Origin of the sequence: Arthrobacter sp. CAU 1506 (assembly GCF_005047635.1) — a bacterium.
In the GTDB taxonomy this organism is placed as follows: Bacteria; Actinomycetota; Actinomycetes; order Actinomycetales; family Micrococcaceae; genus Crystallibacter.
This window is the reverse complement of record NZ_SUKC01000011.1, coordinates 62,940-80,053: the sequence shown is the minus strand read 5'-3', so window position 1 is coordinate 80,053 and position 17,114 is coordinate 62,940. Positions and strand designations below refer to the sequence as shown.

12 protein-coding genes are annotated in these 17,114 nt (G+C 66.5%); 5 read left to right on the top strand and 7 right to left on the bottom strand.

Features of this window, described 5'->3' with window-relative positions; genetic code table 11:
• The first annotated feature begins 86 nt into the window (after positions 1–86).
• Entirely contained in the window at positions 87–2,900 is a 2,814-nt protein-coding gene (locus E4J89_RS13375) for an ABC transporter permease (protein ID WP_346763386.1), read from the top strand.
• Positions 2,897–3,598 carry an ATP-binding cassette domain-containing protein gene (locus E4J89_RS13370; protein ID WP_136786641.1) on the top strand — a complete coding sequence of 234 codons (702 nt, stop codon included), beginning with the start codon at positions 2,897–2,899 and terminating at the stop codon, positions 3,596–3,598. Before E4J89_RS13375 ends, E4J89_RS13370 begins: the two co-directional genes overlap by 4 nt.
• A 260-nt stretch (positions 3,599–3,858) precedes the next feature.
• On the opposite strand, the gene E4J89_RS13365 is transcribed toward E4J89_RS13370, so the two are convergent.
• Positions 3,859–4,809 carry a hypothetical protein gene (locus tag E4J89_RS13365; RefSeq protein WP_136786640.1) on the bottom strand — a complete coding sequence of 317 codons (951 nt, stop codon included), beginning with the start codon at positions 4,807–4,809 and terminating at the stop codon, positions 3,859–3,861.
• Between the two features lie 115 nt (positions 4,810–4,924).
• Between E4J89_RS13365 and metG the strand changes: the two genes are divergently transcribed.
• Positions 4,925–6,487 carry a methionine--tRNA ligase gene (gene metG / locus E4J89_RS13360; RefSeq protein ID WP_136786639.1) on the top strand — a complete coding sequence of 521 codons (1,563 nt, stop codon included), beginning with the start codon at positions 4,925–4,927 and terminating at the stop codon, positions 6,485–6,487.
• Between the two features lie 203 nt (positions 6,488–6,690).
• Here the strand turns inward: metG and E4J89_RS13355 are convergent, their stop codons facing one another.
• Together E4J89_RS13355 and E4J89_RS13350 are read right to left on the bottom strand one after the other, a co-directional pair.
• Positions 6,691–7,209, bottom strand: a complete 519-nt coding sequence (locus E4J89_RS13355) for a hypothetical protein (RefSeq protein ID WP_136786638.1) — start codon at positions 7,207–7,209, stop codon at positions 6,691–6,693.
• 85 nt (positions 7,210–7,294) lie between these two features.
• The gene (locus E4J89_RS13350; RefSeq protein WP_240691887.1) at positions 7,295–8,701 is read right to left on the bottom strand and encodes an APC family permease; all 1,407 of its coding nucleotides are present in this window, start codon (positions 8,699–8,701) and stop codon (positions 7,295–7,297) included.
• 182 nt (positions 8,702–8,883) lie between these two features.
• Here E4J89_RS13350 and E4J89_RS13345 point away from each other — a divergent pair, with 182 nt between their 5' ends.
• Positions 8,884–9,210 carry a cupin domain-containing protein gene (locus E4J89_RS13345; protein WP_136786637.1) on the top strand — a complete coding sequence of 109 codons (327 nt, stop codon included), beginning with the start codon at positions 8,884–8,886 and terminating at the stop codon, positions 9,208–9,210.
• 289 nt (positions 9,211–9,499) lie between these two features.
• On the opposite strand, the gene E4J89_RS13340 is transcribed toward E4J89_RS13345, so the two are convergent.
• Positions 9,500–11,992, bottom strand: coding sequence for an ABC transporter permease (locus E4J89_RS13340; protein ID WP_240691886.1), 2,493 nt, complete (start codon positions 11,990–11,992; stop codon positions 9,500–9,502).
• 27 nt (positions 11,993–12,019) lie between these two features.
• A complete protein-coding gene (locus E4J89_RS13335; protein WP_136786635.1) occupies positions 12,020–12,793 on the bottom strand; it encodes an ABC transporter ATP-binding protein in 774 nt (257 codons plus the stop codon).
• 721 nt (positions 12,794–13,514) lie between these two features.
• On the opposite strand from E4J89_RS13335, the gene E4J89_RS13330 reads away from it, so the two are divergent.
• Positions 13,515–14,645: an LCP family protein gene (locus E4J89_RS13330; protein ID WP_136786634.1), complete on the top strand. Its 1,131-nt coding sequence runs from the start codon at positions 13,515–13,517 to the stop codon at positions 14,643–14,645.
• A 155-nt stretch (positions 14,646–14,800) separates the two neighbouring features.
• Here the strand turns inward: E4J89_RS13330 and E4J89_RS13325 are convergent, their stop codons facing one another.
• Positions 14,801–15,502 (bottom strand): response regulator transcription factor, encoded by a 702-nt coding sequence (locus tag E4J89_RS13325; RefSeq protein ID WP_136786633.1) that lies wholly within the window; start codon positions 15,500–15,502, stop codon positions 14,801–14,803.
• 234 nt (positions 15,503–15,736) lie between these two features.
• The gene (locus E4J89_RS13320; protein ID WP_136786632.1) at positions 15,737–16,918 is read right to left on the bottom strand and encodes a histidine kinase; all 1,182 of its coding nucleotides are present in this window, start codon (positions 16,916–16,918) and stop codon (positions 15,737–15,739) included.
• Between the last annotated feature and the right edge of the window lie 196 nt (positions 16,919–17,114).

Genomic DNA, 17,114 nt, shown 5'->3' with positions numbered 1-17,114 from the left:
ATTCCTCGACTGCGCGCACCTCATGAGAACCTTAATGCCGGGTCAATGCGACCTTTGACCTCATTGCCGCCGTATGGAGTGATTTTTTGGAAATCCGGTTCAACGCCGCGTCGCGCTTCATGCGCAGCCGGTCGCTCGTGGTCACGGTTGCCGTCCTCATCGCGGCGATGGTTCTCTCGATTTTCGTCCAGGGCCGGGCACAGGCGGCGCTGACCCGTGTGGTGGACGAAAACAGCCGCGGCGTGTACGACATCCTGGTCCTGCCCGGCGGCGCCGGCGGGGATGAACTGCGCCAGCCCGACTTCCTGTCCGGCAACGGCGGAATCGCCGCCACTGACCTGGACCAGGTCCGCGGGATCGACGGTGTGTCCGTCGCAGCACCGATTTCGCTGGTCTCCAAGGTGGTCCAGGACATCGAGTTCCCGCAACTGAAGGCGACGGACTACGTCGGCTACAACGCGAACATCGAGCAGTACCTGAAGTCGCAGGGCATCCAGGACGCCGTGCCGGAAGGTGAGTGGCCCGAGCCTGCTTCCGTGTTCAACGAAGAACCGACCAACTACCGGATCACCGCCAAGGCCGTCAGCAACGATGGCTTGAGCGACACCGTTCTGTTCGAAACCGCCGCCGAGGGCTCGCTGGGCCAGGCGAAGCTGGAGGAACTGGACGTTCCCGGCGGCACCAGCCTGCGCACCGTGGCTCCCGAAGACGAGACCGGCATCAAGTTCCCGGACCCCGCCGGTGGCAGCATGCACGGCGATTTTGACACCACCATTGCGCTGCCGATGCTCCCGCAGATCACCGAGACCGTGGTCGCCGTGGATCCGGCGGCCGAATCCGCGTTGCTCGGCGAGGCCGGCGACTTCCTGGCCCCGCTCAAGCAGGCGCCGGAAGCCACGGACCGCAACGCCCAGGAACTGGGCCAGTACTTCTCCTCGCAGTTCGGCATGGGCATGTTCTCCGAGGGCGGCGAAGGCGCCGCGATCGACGGGCACCCGTTCCAGTTCTGGAGCCCGTTCTTCGTCCAGTACCAGAACGCGGTTGAAGCCGGCACGCTCGACGACGAGTCGCAGGTCATCCCCATGGTGGTCCGCTCCGGCACCGACCTGGACCTGACCTACTCGGTCAAGATCGAAGAATTGGACGACGCCGGCAACACCGTCAAGGAAGTCGGCACCGTCAGCAAGGAACTGGGGGAGGGCTACCTGCCCTTCGCATCCAGCAAGCCGTTCCAGCTGCGCTGGCCGGGCGGCGAGGACTACAACTACCTGCTCGGCTCCGGCGGCGTCCAAATGGTCGCCGGCCTGCACCAGCCGCCGGTGTGGACCACTGACTTCATGTCCAACCCGGATTACGCGCTCGGCGACGCCGCCAGCGATGGCAGCTCCGAGCAGACCGCCACGCCGCAGGGCTGGATCCAGGTCAACAAGCTGCCGGAGAAGACCCTCCAGTGGCAGCTGGAACCGGACCAGAGCCAGCGCGCACCGGTGGAGGAGCAGTCCTACCGCAGCACCGTGGATTCCGGCACCGAATCCGCCACACCGCTGCCGTTCGTGTACGGCACCTTTGACGCCGCCGCGGTGCGGGAGGCTGCCGGCGATGTGAACTACCTGCCGTTGGGCGGCTATGACCCGACGCCGGTGACCATCACCCACGATGCCGAGGGCAAAAAGATCGACGAAACGGTGATGAAGCCGGGGCTTAGCGGTGCTGGCCTGTCCGTGCAGTCCGCCGGTGCGATCACCGACTTCGCCGGGCTTGCCGCGGTCCGTGGCACCAGCGCGGACGACGCCGTGATCGACGCCGTCCGGGTCCGGGTGGACGCCGGCGGTTCATGGGCTGACGCCGAGGACCAGATCAACACCGTTGCTGCCGCCATCGAGGACCTTGGCCTGCAGACTCAGGTCGTTGCCGGTTCGGCCCGCGAAGACGTTTCCATCTACGTTCCCGATTACCACAAGGACGCTTCCGGCACGGTCAGCGATCTCGGCACTGTGCAGCAGTCCTGGGTCCGTCAGGGCGCAGCCGGCGAAGTCCACGGTGCCCTGAGCGAATCCAGCGCTGCGCTGTTGGCCCTGACCGTCGGCGGTGCGGCCCTGTTGACCGCAGCCAGCGCCGTGGCCTTCACCCGTTCCCGCCGGACCGAAGCCGTGACGCTGCGGGCCATGGGCTGGAACCGGCGCCGCATCCGGTCCTGGTTCCTGAACGAGCTGCTGGTCGGCGGCGTGGCTGTGCTGGCGGTGGCGATCATTGCCAGTGCCATCAGCCGCAGCGCCGTGACGTTGTGGGTATCGCTCATCGCGCTGGTGGTCTACGGTGCCTCCTCCTTCATCTCTGCGGCCATGCTCAAGCCGCATCCGAAGAGGGATACCGAACCGTCCGGTGCTGCCGGTGTGCCGTCCGTGAAGACGCCCCTCCAGTTCGCCGCGAGGCAACTGAGCACCAACCGGTTCAACACCGTGGCGATTGCCTTGGCGGTGGCCGTGCTCGGCGCCGCGGCCGGAGCCCTGGTGGCCGTGCTGGCGGACATTCCACGCGCCGCCGGCAGTACCGCGCTCGGTTCGCTGGCCGCCTCGCAGCTCAGCGGACTCAACATCGCGCTGGCGCTGCTCGGCGTCGTGACCGCGCTGCTGTTGGCGCTGATGACCACCCGGTTTGAAGCCCAGCGGAAGCGCGAACAGTTCGCCATCCTCGGCGCCATGGGCTGGACGCCCACGCTGCTGCTGCAGGCCCGCCGCGGCGAGGCCGGCATCACCGCGGCCGTCGCCCTGCCGCTGGCGGTCATCGGCGCCGTCGTAACTGCCCTGTTTATTGCACCGCACGCTGCGGTGTGGGCCGCTGCCGCTGGCATCGTGGCCGTGCTCCTCTGGTTTGTTTTGATGACAAGGACCCGGAAATGATTGAAGAACGCCTGACCCGCGCTGCCATCAAGGAGCGCACCGAGGACCACGCCATGCCGGTGGAGCTGCGCGGCATCACCATCCGGTACGACGGCGGGGCCGAACCTCTGGTGATCGCCGAGGACTTCGACCTCGGCCTCGAAGCCGGGACCATGCACTGCCTGGCCGGCCGCAGCGGCTCCGGCAAGACCAGCATCCTTACCGTGGCTGCCGGTCTCCAGGAGCCCACTGCCGGCGAGGTGTTCTGGCAGGGCGATGCGCTCAGCACCATGGACGACGACCAGATCTCCGACCGCCGCCGTGCGCTGATCGGCTACGTGGACCAGGGCGGCGCGCTGATCGACGGCATGAGCGCTCTGGAGAACGTGCTGCTGCCGGCCGTACCCGACGGCCAGGTTGAAGAGCGCACCGAGATGGCCAAGGACCTGCTGGACCTGGTCGGTCTGGGCCGCCGCATGCGGCACCGCCCCGGCCAGCTCTCCGGCGGCGAACGCCAGCGCGTCGCGATCGCCCGCGCCCTGATCCTGGGCACCAAAGTCCTGGTGGTGGATGAGCCCACCGCCAACCTGGACCGCGAACAGGCCAACAAGATCATCCACATCCTGAAGGACACCACCCAGGACGGCATCGCCGTGCTCGTGGCCTCCCACGACCAGGAGCTCATCAAGGCCGCTGACAGCAGCACCAAGATGAACTAGCGAAGGCCTACCTAGCTGGGGCGGGGTCGGCCTCCGTCGGCGGAGCGGACGCGGCAGGTGCAGGGTCCCGGCAGGTTCAGGGTCCCGCCGGGACCAGTTCCCTCCGGGACCAGTTCCCTCCGGGACCCGGTCCTGCCGGCTCTGCTGCTAACCCGGATCCAAGTTCCACCCTGCTGTTGCAGGGTAAATCTGTCACTGCAGTATCCACGGTCCCTACCCCGACCGATCAACCCTGCACCGACAGCGGAAAGTCCTTGCTGCTAAGCAGCTGGCGGGCGGCCATGTGCATACACGGCGTTGTTATACGCCCGGAGAATGCGGCTCCGCAGACTGGCCTCGTGATCGAGTTGCGGCCAGCGCACGCGCACAATGCTCCAGCCGCGTTCCATCAGCGCAGTTTCGCGTTTCCGTTCATCCAAGAGAACAAAGTCAGTCGGCGCCTTGCCGTTGTACTTGATATCGCCGTCGAACTCCAAGATCAGCATCAGCTCGGGCCATGCCAAGTCTGCCCGATATCGGCCTTCAGTAGTATCAATTTCGTACTGCAAGACCGGAGGCGGGAACCCCCATTCCAATACTTTGAGCCGGAGCCTCGTTTCGCCGGCGGATTCGCTGAGCGCGTTCGCTGCGGCCAGCACTCGCCGAGCCTTGCTGATATGCGCGTACCCTGTCTGTTCTTCAAGGATCGCGCTGACCCCTTGGCGGCTGGCGCCGCGGTGAAGGGCCGAATCTGCAATCACCGTTGCCAGCTCATGTGGCAGGAGCTTGGCACAGTCGACGACGGTGCGTTCCCTGTTGGTCAAACGGAGGCCTCCCTGCATCACCACCTGTCCATCGGGAATCATCAATGCGTGCCGCACCACGCCAGCAGAATTGTCCCCATGCCGCGTCCCTTGGGTCACGTGGATCTCATTCGTCGCGTTCCAGACGTCCATGCCCCACAGGCGCGCAGCTGAGACATGGGTATAGATCAGGTGCGATCGCGAACTGAGATGATGGGCTCGAACGGCCCACACATCGCGATCCCACGGCTTCAGCGTCCGCCAGAACTCTGCCGAGGCGTAAACACCGTGCCGCACTCTCACGATGTTCCGCGCCCGGAGGGCAGCAGCTATCTCGGTTTCCTCATAGTTTGATCGTCGTAACTCCGCATAGGTCATCAGCCGGGCGTGGGGGATATCCACCGGACGGGGAGCGGAAGAAGTATGCATGGCACCAATGTGCCCGTGGATCGGCGACGCAGTCCACGGCCGCTCCGGAGCTGTGGAGAACTGAACTCTCCTGCGCATTTCGACAACCGCCGAACGCAGAGGGTAATTTCATAGAGTGACCTCCTCTGAGCCCAAGACCCCGTACTACATCACCACGGCCATCACGTACCCTAACGGCGTGCCGCACATCGGCCACGCCTACGAGTACATTGCCACGGACGCGATGGCCCGTTTCAAGCGGTTGGACGGCTACGATGTGATGTTCCTGACCGGCACCGACGAGCACGGCATGAAGATCGCGCAGACGGCAGCCAAGGAGGGCATTACGCCCAAGGAACTGGTGGACCGGAACACCGCGGTCTACAAGTCGGCGCACCAGGTCTTGGAGATCTCCTACGACCGGTTCATCCGCACCACTGATGCGGATCATTACCAGGCTTCCCAAGCCATCTGGAAGAAGATGGAAGAGGCCGGGGACATCTACCTGGGCAAGTACGAGGGCTGGTATTCGGTCCGCGACGAGGCCTACTACGCCGAGGATGAGACCGAGCTCCGCGAGGACGGCAAGCGCTATTCCATCCAGACGGATACCGAGCTGACCTGGACGGAGGAGGAGAGCTACTTCTTCCGGCTGTCCCAGTACCAGGACAAGCTGCTCAAGCTTTATGAGGAGCAGCCCAACTTCGGCGCGCCCCGCAGTCGCTTCAACGAAGTGATCAGCTTCGTCAAGGGTGGCCTGGAGGACCTGTCCATCTCCCGCACCACGTTCGATTGGGGCGTCCCGGTTCCAGGCAATGACAAGCACGTCATGTACGTGTGGGTGGACGCGCTGACCAACTACCTCACCGGCGTCGGGTATCCGGACATAGAGGCCGAGTCCTTCAAGAAGTACTGGCCGGCCGATGTCCACGTGATCGGCAAGGACATCTCCCGCTTCCACGCGGTGTACTGGCCGGCCTTCCTGATGTCCGCAGGGCTGGAACTGCCCCAGCGCGTGATGATCCACGGTTTCCTGAACAACAACGGCGTCAAGATGTCCAAGTCGCTGGGCAACGTGGTGGCCCCGGACGAGTGGGTTGCCCAGTACGGCCTGGACCAGGTGCGTTTCTTCCTGCTGCGCGAGGTTCCCTTCGGCGCCGACGGTTCGTACAGCCATGACGCGGTGGTGGGCCGGATGAACGCGGATCTGGCGAATAACCTGGGCAACCTGGCCCAGCGTTCGCTGTCCATGGTGGCGAAGAACTGTGAGGGCAAGGTCCCGCAGCCCGGCACCTTGGCGCCCGAGGACCACGAACTGTTGGCCCGCGCCGAACGTCTCCTGGAGAAGTCGCGCGCAGCCTACGAAGTGCAGGACTTCCACGGTTCGCTCGAGGCCATCTGGACCGTGCTTGGCGACACCAACGCCTACTTCGCGGAACAGGCTCCGTGGGTGCTGCGCAAAACGGACGTGGAGCGGATGAACACCGTGCTCTACGTGACGCTGGAAGTGCTGCGCATTGTCTCCATCCTCATCCAGCCGGTCATGCCCACGTCTGCGGGCAAGCTGCTGGACGTGCTGGGACAGCACGACGACGGCGCCCGCGACTTCGCTGCCATCGGCTCAGCCTTGGTGCCGGGAACCTCGTTGCCGGCGCCGACGCCGATCTTCCCGAAGTACGAGGAACCGGCCGCCGACTAACGCTCGGCTGCAGCCAGGAAGCGCCGGCGGCGGTCTTTGCTGTAGCCGAAGCTCATCTGCCCAGGACGAAGCGCTTAGCCGACGACGGCGTTCGCCTTAGCTCAGGATGGAAGGCGGCAACTCACTACGAGGTTCGCCTCGGCTCAGAACGAAGCGTCTTAGCCCACGACCAAGCGCCCAGGAGCAAAACGTGGCGCCTCAGCTCAGGGCGAAGCCAGGAAACGCTGCGGTGCGGTGGCGTTCATCATCCGTTCCACGCGTTTCTGCTGGGCCACCGCCTGTGCCTCCAGTTCCTGGAAGCGGAGGGCATCCAGGCGGGGGTCGCTGGGGGCCAGCTCAGCCAGGATTTGCCACATGCACTGCTTGCCGCGCAGCGCGGACAGCATCGATTCCAGCTCCAGTTGGGTCCCCACGCCGCCGGAAGCACGGGTCGGATTGAGCGGGTTCACCTTGCTGATGACGGCACCGGCAGCGGCTGCGAGCCGCTTGAGCGTGCTGCGCCGGTGGCCGAAGCTGCGGTGCAGCGCCTTCAGCTCCTTGCGCTCCGCGGACAGTTCCTCCCGCAACCTCCGGAGCTCGGCTTCCTGAGGCGTGCCCGCCCAAACCTGGCGGACGGCGTCGAACAGCTGCACACCTGCGGCCGAGCCCAACAGGTGGTAGTCCAGATAGGACGCGATGTCCTTGTGATTCAGCGTGCCTGTCGACAGTTTGTCAGCGGCCATGGCCTTCCTTTCTACTGCCCGTCATCTCAAGCGGACGGATTCCGCCGTCGTCGTCATGACTGTCCTTACCCACAAGAGCGCGCACTCATTCACCCAATTCCTCCGGGTGGCGGAACTTGGTTCTCCTGCCGTAGGCGCCCCGATTCCACATCCAGGTGAACAGCCACAGCACCAAACCGAGGCCGATCATCATGCCGGCAATCTGGTACTCAATCGGATCCTGCGCCCACGGCCCCACCAGGAAGAGGCAGGTGAACATGCCCAGGTAGGGCAGCACCGTGGGGGTCCGGAAGTGCTTGCGGTCCACCGGTTTCCGGCGCAGCACCAGCACCGCCAGGTTCACGATGGTGAAGACGCCCAGCAGCAGCAGCGCGGTGGTGCCGCCAAGTGCGGTAACGGTCTCGGCGCCCATCACGTTGGTGACCACGAAGATCAGTACGAAGGCAATGAGGGTGGTGAAGATGATCGAGGCCCAGGGGGAGCGGCGGTTCGAGTGCACCTTGCCCAGGAAATGCGGCAGCACGTCCTGGCGCGCCATGCCGTAGAGCAGCCTGCTGGCCATCAGCATGTTGATCAGCGCGGTATTGGCCACCGCGAACATGGACAGGAACGGGTAGATGACATCCACCGGCAGGCCCGGCGCTCCAATCTGCACGACTTCCAGCAGCGGAGTAGGGCTCTCCGACAACTGCCCGATCGGGACAATTGCCACCGCGGTGATCGACACCAACAGGTACACAATCATGGTGATGCCGAGGCCGGTGAGCATGACTTTGGGGAAGATCCGAGACGGGTCCTTGGTTTCCTCGGCCATGTTGACCGAATCTTCGAAGCCTACGAAGGAGAAGAAGGCCAAAGAGGTGGCCGCCGTGATGGCCAGGAAAACGCTCTTGTCATTCGAGGTTTCGAACACCATCACCCGGCTGAAGTCCACATTGCCCTGGCTCATCGCCCAGAATCCTATGAGGATCACGATCAGCAGTCCGGTGAACTCCACCAGGGTCAGGACCACGTTGAACTTCACCGATTCGCTGACGCCGCGGAAGTTGATCGCCGCAAGGACGGCCATGAAAATGATGGCTACCCAGGTCACCCCGGTCTGGTTCCAGTCCAGGTTGAAGCCGGCAATGAAGTTCTCGCCCAGGAACTTGGCGGCGGTGGAAGCCGAGGTAATGCCGGAACTGAGGACGGCGAAGGTCACCAAAAAGGTCAGAAAATGGATCCCGAAGGCCTTGTGTGTGTACAGCGCGGCGCCCGCAGCTTGCGGGTACTTTGTCACCAACTCCAGGTAGGAGAAGGCGGTGATGGTGGCCACGACAAACGCCAGCAGCAGGGGAGCCCACGCCGCGCCGCCCACCTCACCGGCCACCTGCCCGGTGAGGGCATAAACGCCGGTTCCCAGGATGTCGCCCACGATGAAAAGCAGCAGGAGCTTGGTGCCGATGGCCCGCTTCAGCTCCGGATGCTTCTTGGTTTCGGTGGATTCGCTCACGATCGACCTCCGTCCACGCGGTACCCGCCGTTGGTCTATCCGGCCAACGTAGCACCCGCCACGGACGATGTCTGCGGCACGGACGCGTGCGGGGGAGACACCCACCCAGATTGCTTTTCCCTAGGCCTCCGGGGGCCCGATCGGTAGAGTATCGGCTACTTGCGACGCGGAAGGATGCTCCGATGACCTACCAGACCATGTCCTTCGACAGTCTGCGTCCTGCCTCAGGCGCCGCCGTCTTCCACGGCTCCGAACACGGTGCGCATGCGTCCTTCTTCGTCAATTCCCGCGGCGCCGAGCGCCACCGCCACCCGTATGAAGAGATCTTTGTACTGCTCGACGGCGAGATCGACTTCATTATCGACGGCGAGTCCGGCCATGCAGCCTCCGAGACCGTGATCGTTATCCCGGCACATACCTGGCACGAGTTCACGGCGACCAGCGCCGACGGCGTGAAGATGGTCAACATCCATCCGGTCGCGCAGATGCAGACCGAATGGGCTAGATGACCCCGGGCCGCGTCGGGCGGACGCGGTCATCGGCCCTCCGGCCACGGCGGAACGCCCCCGCCGGGCGCTGCCCACGGGGCCTGACCCGCTGGCCACGGCGGAACGCACGCATCCCTCAGACGCGGTCATCCGGCCCTCAACCACTATTGAGCAGGTGCCCTTCCCAAGCCTGAGAAGGGCACCTGCTGATTCCTCGATGAGGGGGATTGCGGGGGAGGGGGACGACGACGGCGTGGCCTCGCGTGGCCTGCAACCTCCTAGCCCGCCCTCGCCGGCGCCCACATCCCGGCTAGACCGTTGCCAGGCCCTCCACAGGGGAGAGGCGCGCGGCGCGGCGGGCCGGCATCACCGAGGCCAGCAGCCCGGCCACCACGGCGACGGCCAGCACGGCCAGCAGTTGCAGCCACGGAACGTCCGGCACCACGGCGGCGAAGGCCCCCAGCGCGGACTGCGCGCCGAGCCAGCCGTACACCGCGCCCAGCACCGCGCCGATCAGCGCGGCCACGCCGGCGATCAGCACTGCCTCCAGAGCCAGCATGCCGCGCAGCTGCGATTTGGTGAGCCCCAGCGCCCTGAGCAGCGAGGACTCCTGCGTGCGTTCCAGCACCGAGAGCGAGAGCGTGTTCGCCACGCCCACCAGCGCGATCAGAACCGCCACGGCCAGCAGCCCGGTGACCACCAGCAGCAGCACGTCAATCACCTGGTTGAACGCGGCCCGCTCCACGGCGGCGCCGGAGATCTGGTATTCGTTCACGTCCAGTCCGGCTGCCAGCTGGCTGCGCAGGTCAAGCAGCGCCCAGGCGTCCAGATCGCGGTCCACCGAGACCCACAGCTGCGGCAAGGACGTGTAGTAGTCCTCGCTCTCGGCGGCGGGCAGCTTCGGCACGCCGATTTCCGCGGCCACGGCGGAGGAGATCAGCGGCGGCAGGGTCCGGCTGTCGGCCTCCACCACGGTCAGTTCCTTGGAGCCCTTGCTGCCGGTCACGGTCAGGGTCTTCAGCTCGGAGCCCTGCGGCATCAGCACGGTGTTCCCGTCCAGCACCAGGGTCTTGTCCTGCAGCAGGTCCAGCTGCTCCGGCGCCAGCTGGTACACGCCGGTGCGCGCCCCGTGGACCTCGGCATGACCGCCGTTCGTGATCAAACCGGCGGCCGCAATGCCGTCGTAATTCATAGCGGTGGCCGCCGCCGATACATCCAGCGGCTGCCCCTCCAAGGTGAGGTCGCCGACGGACAGGTCCACCGGGTACTCCGCGCCCAACTGGCCGTCGAAGGCGGTGCGCGAGGTCTGCGCGCCGGTCATCATCATCGCCACCAGGGTCACGCCGATCAGCAGCGCCGTGGCGGTCGCGGAGGTGCGGCCGGGGTTGCGGACGGCGTTGACTGCCGCCAGTTTGCCCGGGACGCCGGCCGGCTTCGCCAGCGCGCCCACCGCCGTCACCAGCGGCGGCACGAACAGTGTGGCGCACAGCAGCAGTCCGATAAAGGACAGCATGCCGCCGGGCAGGGCAATCAACAGGTTTGCGGAGACCGCGCCCAGCGCGAGCACGACGGCGCCGCCGACCGTGAGTGCGACGCCCACCGCGAGCCTGACCTTGCCTTTGGCGTTCCCGGCGCGGGCCTCGTCGGCCGGCCGCAGCGCAGCCAGCGGAGCAACCCGGGTCGCGGCACGGGCCGGGGCCAGCGCGGCCAGCACGGTGAGCAGGATCCCCACCACCAGCCCGACGGCGACGGCCACCGGCGGCACGGCCAGCGCGGCGAACTCGGTGTCCGGCTGCGCCTGCAGCACGGCGACGATGCCGGCCATCAGGCCTACCGCGCCCAGCACGCCCACGATGGACGCGCCCACGCCCACCAGCAGCGCTTCGGCCAGCACGGAGTTGCGGATCTGCTTGCGGTCCGCGCCGATGCAGCGCAGCAGCGCCAGCTCACGGGTGCGCTGGGCGATCAGCACGGAGAACGTATTGGCCACCACCAGGGCGGAGACCAGCAGCGCCACCAGCGCGAACGCCAGCAGCACCACGGTGAGCTGGTCGGTGCCGCCGGTGAAGCTCGCCACCACTGCCTTGGTCTGCTCTTCGGCGGTGTTCACGGTCGCATCGGCGAAACCGGCATCGGCCAGCGCGCCGGCCAAAGCGCTTTTCACCGCGGTCGCGTCGCCGCCGGCCGCCAGATCCAACTGGATGGAGCGCAGCTGCGGTCCGCCTTCGCCAGCCAGGTGCTGGACCAGTTCGCCGCCAGTAAAGAACTGCGGTTGGCCCATCATGAACGGATCCTTGGAGGCCTTCACGATGCCGGAAACTGTCAGCCCGGTGCCCGCGGCGGCGAGGTCCTCGGCCGCAACCAGACCGCCGGCCGGGGCCAGCTCTATGGTGTCGCCGGCGGCCAGTCCACGTTTTTCCGCGGTGCCGGCGTCCAGGGCCACCTCGCCGTCGCCCGGCAGTTTGCCGCTGAGCAGTTCCAGGTTGTCCAGCCCGGCGGGCGCCGTGTTCTGCAGCGCGCCGTAACCTGATTCGGTCGACGTGCCGAACGCGATCCACCCCATCTCCTGCGCGTACACCGCGCCCACGCCGTCGGTGCTCTTGACGGCGTCAACGGCCGGTGAATCCAGCGGAGCCTCGGGTCCCTCCGTTACCACCAGGTCCGCGTTCCGGAAACCGGCGCCGATGCTGTTGCCCAGCGACGCTTCCGTGGAGGCATTGACCATGAGCGTGGCGGTCAGGAAACCCACCGCCATCATCACGGCAAGCCCGACGGCGATGAACCGCCGCGCGTGCTGCCTCACCTGTGCGAGTGCTACTTGCAGCATGGCTTAGGCCCCCAGCTTGGCCAGCGAAGCCAGAATCGTGTCGGTGTCCGGGCGGTCCAGTTCGCCGACCAGCGCGCCGTCGTTCATCAGCACCACGCGGTCCGCGTAGGAGGCGGCCACCGGATCGTGCGTGACCATGATGATGGACTGCCCCATCTCCTGGCAGGACCGGCGCAACAGCGAAAGCACCTCGGCTCCCACTTTCGAATCAAGGTTGCCGGTGGGCTCGTCGCCGAACACCACATCGGGGCGCGTCAGCAGTGCCCGGGCCACGGCCACCCGCTGCTGCTGTCCGCCGGACAGCTCGTGCGGGCGGTGCGCCAGGCGGTCGGTCAGGCCGAGCGTCTTGGTGACGTAGCCGAACCACTCCTTGTCCACCGTCCCGTTGGCCAGCGAGATGGGCAGCGTGATGTTCTGCTCCGCGGTCAGCGTGGGCACCAGGTTGAAGGCCTGGAAGACGAAGCCCACGCGCTCGCGGCGCAGCTTGGTCAGCTGGGAGTCGTTGAGTCCGGTGATCTCCGTGCCGCCGATCCAGATGTTGCCCGAGTCGGCGGTGTCCAGCCCGGCCAGGCAATGCATCAACGTGGACTTGCCGGATCCGGACGGGCCCATGATCGCGGTGAACTTGCCTGCGTCGAAGTTCGCGTCCACATTCTTGAGGGCGTGCACACGGGTATCGCCGGTGCCGTAGATCTTGTTCAGGCCGCGGGTGGCAGCGGCCGAGGCGGCGCGTCCGGGGGCGGCGCCGACGAGTGATTGCTCAGTTTTAGTGGTCATACTCCTACGGTAGGGAACCGGTGCCCCGGTCCGGATCCGCCGCCGGGCTGGTATTCGGCGCCGCCGCGCTCATACCCAGGGTGGAGAAGCGGCCCCCGGCGGTCGACCAAACGAGCGCCAGCGAGTGCGTGGAGACCCGAGTGCGTGGAGACGCGCCCCCGGTGGTCGACCAAACGAGCGCCAGCGAGTGCGTAGAGACCGAGCCCGGACGGCGCGCCTCGACCACGGTTGCCGAACCCGGCACCGCGGCAGCGCTGGCACCGCGGCCGTCCGCGCGCCGGCAGCGCACGTCAGCAACCGTCAGGGCAGGGTAAATCGGTGAGGGCACCGTCCATGGAGGGTGCCCTCACCGATTTACCCCGCCCTCGGCCGAACGAGCGGCCGAAGCAGCCTCGGTGGCTAGACCGGACGGGGCACGATGGCGCAAGGCGTGCGCCGGCGAGTTCGGAGTGAGGCTGCCCTCGGTGCGGACCAAGCGTGGGGACGCCACCCCGGGGGTCGACCAAACGAGCGCCAGCGAGCGCGAGGTGACGCTGCCCCGGTGGCCGACCAAGCGAGTGCCAGCGAGCGCGTGGAGACCCGAGCGGAAACCCGGGCAGAGACCCGCCCAGAGACCGCGCCGGCCCCGAAGCCCTCCCCGCCACGGAGGCGGAACACTGCGGGACACGCCGCGGTGGTGAAACCTTTGGGCTACGGGCGCGGGAGAGTGGAACATTGAGCCATGAAGCTTACGCGCCTCGCCGCACTGCCCCTTGTCTCCCTGCTCGTTTTGACCGGCTGTGCCCCGAAGGAACAGCCCGCCCGCCCGCTGACGTCGGCCACGGCGACGCCAACACCGACGTCAAGTGTGGAAACAGGGGACATGCCGGCCGCGCTGGCCAAACTGGCTACCGCCATCTACGAGGGCGGCGAGCTCAAGGCCAACAAGCGGACGGCGACCGCTCTCGCGGACCGCAAACCGGTGGATACCAAGATCACCGTGAAGGCGTCCACCGGCAAATGGAACAAGCAGAAGATGGCCGTGCTGACGTCGGACAAGGACGTGACCCTCGCCGTCGAAAAGGACGGCACCTGGACCGCGGTCGGTGGTTGGTGGCCGTCGCTCGGCGTCAAGAAACCCGTGCTGGGCGGCAAGCGTCACGTCCTGGTCATCGGCTCCGACGCCCAGAAGAGTAAGGGCGAGAAGGTTCGGGAAGCACGAGCCGATGCCCTTCAGGTGGTCGGTGTGGACGGCAAGGGCGGCGGCGGAATCCTGGGCATTCCGCGCGACCTCTGGGTGAAAATGCCGGGCGGCGGGCAGGCGAAAATCAATGCGGCCATGATGCAGGGTGGACCTAAAGCTCAGCAGGAGGTCGTAACGGACGTGACGGGCCTGAAGGTGGAGGGCTACATCCTCACCGGTTTCAAGGGGTTCGAAAACTTGGTCGATGACATAGGCGGAGTGACCGTCGACGCCCCCGTCCCGGTGCTCGACGTCAAGGCGGGAAAGAGCAAGCTCGACGGCGAGACGGCGCTGGACTTCGCCCGGGAACGAAAGACCCTGCCGGGTGGCGACTTCGATCGTTCAGCACACCAGGGCGTCCTGCTGCTCGGCTTCGCCGCACTGGCGAAGATGAACGGTCCGGCCGGGCTCGTCGACCTGCTCTCCGCCGCCGATCCGCTTGTGGAGACCAACCTGACCGCGGAGCAGGCGCTGACGCTCGGAGCCTGGGCGTACAAGGCGGATCCGCGCAAGGTCGGCGGCGAAGTGCCCGAGCCCCCATTCGGGTACAGCTCAGACGGCCAGTTCATGCTGCATCTGGATGCGCCGACCCGCAAGATTTTCGATTCCTTCGCGGACGGCAACCTGTAGTTCCGGCGGCAGCGGCTGCCGGGCGCCTGAGAGTCGACGGCAACCTGTAGTTCGGCGGCTGCGCTGGCCGCAGTATGGCCGCGCATCCGGGGAGCCGGCGACATCTAGTAGCACGGCGGCAGCCGGCTGCCCCTTGATCCCGCGCGCACGCCGCTCTACGGCGTAACGACCCCGGTTTCGTAGGCGATCAGCACGGCCTGCACCCGGTCGCGCGCGTTGAGTTTGGCCAGGATATGGCCCACGTGGGTCTTCACGGTTGCCTCGGACAGGAACAGCTGGGCGGCAATTTCCGGGTTAGAGAGACCTTGGGCAATCAGCGTGAACACTTCGCGTTCCCGGGCCGTCAGCGTTTCGACGGCCGCATGGCTGCGGCTGGCCGCCGGGCCCGGTGTGCGCAGCATCGGTGCCACGTGGTCCAGCAGCCGCCGCGTGGTGGACGGCGCAATCACCGCATCTCCCCGGTGCACCGTGCGGATGGCGCCCAGCAGTTCCTCCGGCGGCGCGTCCTTGAGCAGGAAGCCGCTGGCTCCGGCCTGGATGGCGGCCAGCGCGTACTCGTCGAGGTCGAACGTTGTCAGCACCACGACCTTCAGGTCCGCCCGGTCCGAACCGGCGGGCTGCGCGGCGGCGGTGTCCAGCAGCCTGGTAGTCGCCTCAATGCCGTCCATGCCCGGCATGCGAACATCCATGAGCACGACGTCGGCGCGCACCTTTCCGAGCGCGCTCACGGCTTCGCGCCCATCGCCAGCTTCGGCCACAACCTCCAGGTCCGGTTGGGAATTGATCAGCATCTTGAAGCCGCCGCGGACCAGCTGCTGGTCGTCGACGAGAGCTACGCGGATAGGGGAGTCGGTCATCGGGATCTTTCTGGGTCGGCTGGAACGCGTTGGGGTTGGGGCGGTTCGGGGCTGCGGAACACGCTGGAGTTGGGGTCGGTTGGGGCTGAATGCGTTCGGTTGGGTTCGGGGATTGGAGGACACGTAGGAAGCGGTTGGGGCTGGGCGGGCAGGTCGGGGGTTCAGAGCTCGTCAGGCTGGAATCGGCCCACACCGAAGCTACTCAACCGTCAGGGAAGGTTGCCGACATCGGCGTCAGGCTTCGGTGTAGGGGATGAAGGCCGAGACGCGGAATCCGCCGCCGGCACGCGGTCCGGCCTGAACCGTTCCATCGTAGAGCGCCAGCCGTTCCGCCATCCCGGTGAGGCCCTGCTGGCTCCCCGCGGTGGCCGGGTCGGCGGCGGCGCCCCGGCCGTCGTCGTTAATCTGCAGTTCCAGGCCGCGGACAGTCCATTCCAGACGCACCTGCGCCGAGGCCTCCGGCCCCGCGTGCTTGAGGACGTTGGTCAGGCCTTCCTGCACCACCCGGTAAGCCGTCAGCTCGGCGCCCGCTGGCATCGACCGCCTCGGCCCGCCGAACTGCTCCAGCTGCACGACCAGCCCGGAGCGGCGGACGGTGTCAACCAGAGTTTCCACGTCGGCCAGCGTCGGCAACGGGCGGGTTGAGGCAATCTCGTCTCCGCGCAGCACGCCCAGCAACCGGCGCATGTCCTGCAGCGAATTGCGGCCGGTTTCCGCGATGGTTGCCAGGGTTCCGGTGGCAATGGCCGGGTCCTGCACGCTGGCGTACCGGGCGCCGTCGGCCTGCGTAATGATGACGGAGAGCGAATGCGCCACGATGTCATGCATTTCGCGCGCGATGTGGCTGCGTTCATCCGCGGCGGCCAGATCGCGCTCCTGCTGGCGTTCCACTTCAAGCCTGCGGGCTCGGTCCTCCAGCGCTTGGACCGTTAGCCGCCGGTTGCGGACCAAGTCGCCGAACATCCAGCAGGCGAGTACCAAGGCATCGACTGCTACCAGGGCAACCAGGTAGAACGGCGCAGTGCCGCCGGTGAAGGGATCCGTGATGCCGTAGCGGATCACGTACATCGCCCCGCCGAGCAGAGCCAGCACCAGGCCGCCCAGGCTGCTCCAACGGGGGCCGTACGCCGCCAACGAGTAGACGGTGACCAGCACAAACACATGCGCGGGCAGCGGCTCGCCGATGACAGCCACGTTCATCAGGGCCGCAGCCGCCATAGCCACCCCGGACTGCCAGGGATACGTCCGCCGCCATGCGAGCGGGACAACCAGCAACGCCGACATCACGAACGCCGGCAGGTGGGCCATCGCCAGGTACGGCAAGACAAACGCCACTACCGCCGCCAGCATCAGGATCAGATCTACTTTGCCGGTGTTGGCCTGGAGCCAGCGGTAGATTTTGTGGTGCACGCCCATGATCCACAACTCTAGGATGTCGGCGCGGACGGCCGCGTCATTCCGCGGTCTGAGATTAGTGGACGGGTGACTGTCGCGTAACCCCGGCCGACTGCCCGGGGACGAGCGCTGGAACGCCCGCCAGCACACCGACCAGCACCCCACCTTAATGTTTCACATATTGGGACGGTTTGCCCAGAATGTGGACCCCCTCCCT

Excerpts from the sequence above, each read along its gene's own strand:
- E4J89_RS13320 (WP_136786632.1), bottom strand. The coding sequence starts at position 16,918 with ATGGGCGTGCACCACAAAATCTACCGCTGGCTCCAGGCCAACACCGGC.
- E4J89_RS13355 (WP_136786638.1), bottom strand. The coding sequence starts at position 7,209 with ATGGCCGCTGACAAACTGTCGACAGGCACGCTGAATCACAAGGACATC.
- E4J89_RS13365 (WP_136786640.1), bottom strand. The coding sequence starts at position 4,809 with ATGCATACTTCTTCCGCTCCCCGTCCGGTGGATATCCCCCACGCCCGG.
- E4J89_RS13345 (WP_136786637.1), top strand. The coding sequence starts at position 8,884 with ATGACCTACCAGACCATGTCCTTCGACAGTCTGCGTCCTGCCTCAGGC.
- E4J89_RS13330 (WP_136786634.1), top strand. The coding sequence starts at position 13,515 with ATGAAGCTTACGCGCCTCGCCGCACTGCCCCTTGTCTCCCTGCTCGTT.
- E4J89_RS13335 (WP_136786635.1), bottom strand. The coding sequence starts at position 12,793 with ATGACCACTAAAACTGAGCAATCACTCGTCGGCGCCGCCCCCGGACGC.
- E4J89_RS13325 (WP_136786633.1), bottom strand. The coding sequence starts at position 15,502 with ATGACCGACTCCCCTATCCGCGTAGCTCTCGTCGACGACCAGCAGCTG.
- E4J89_RS13370 (WP_136786641.1), top strand. The coding sequence starts at position 2,897 with ATGATTGAAGAACGCCTGACCCGCGCTGCCATCAAGGAGCGCACCGAG.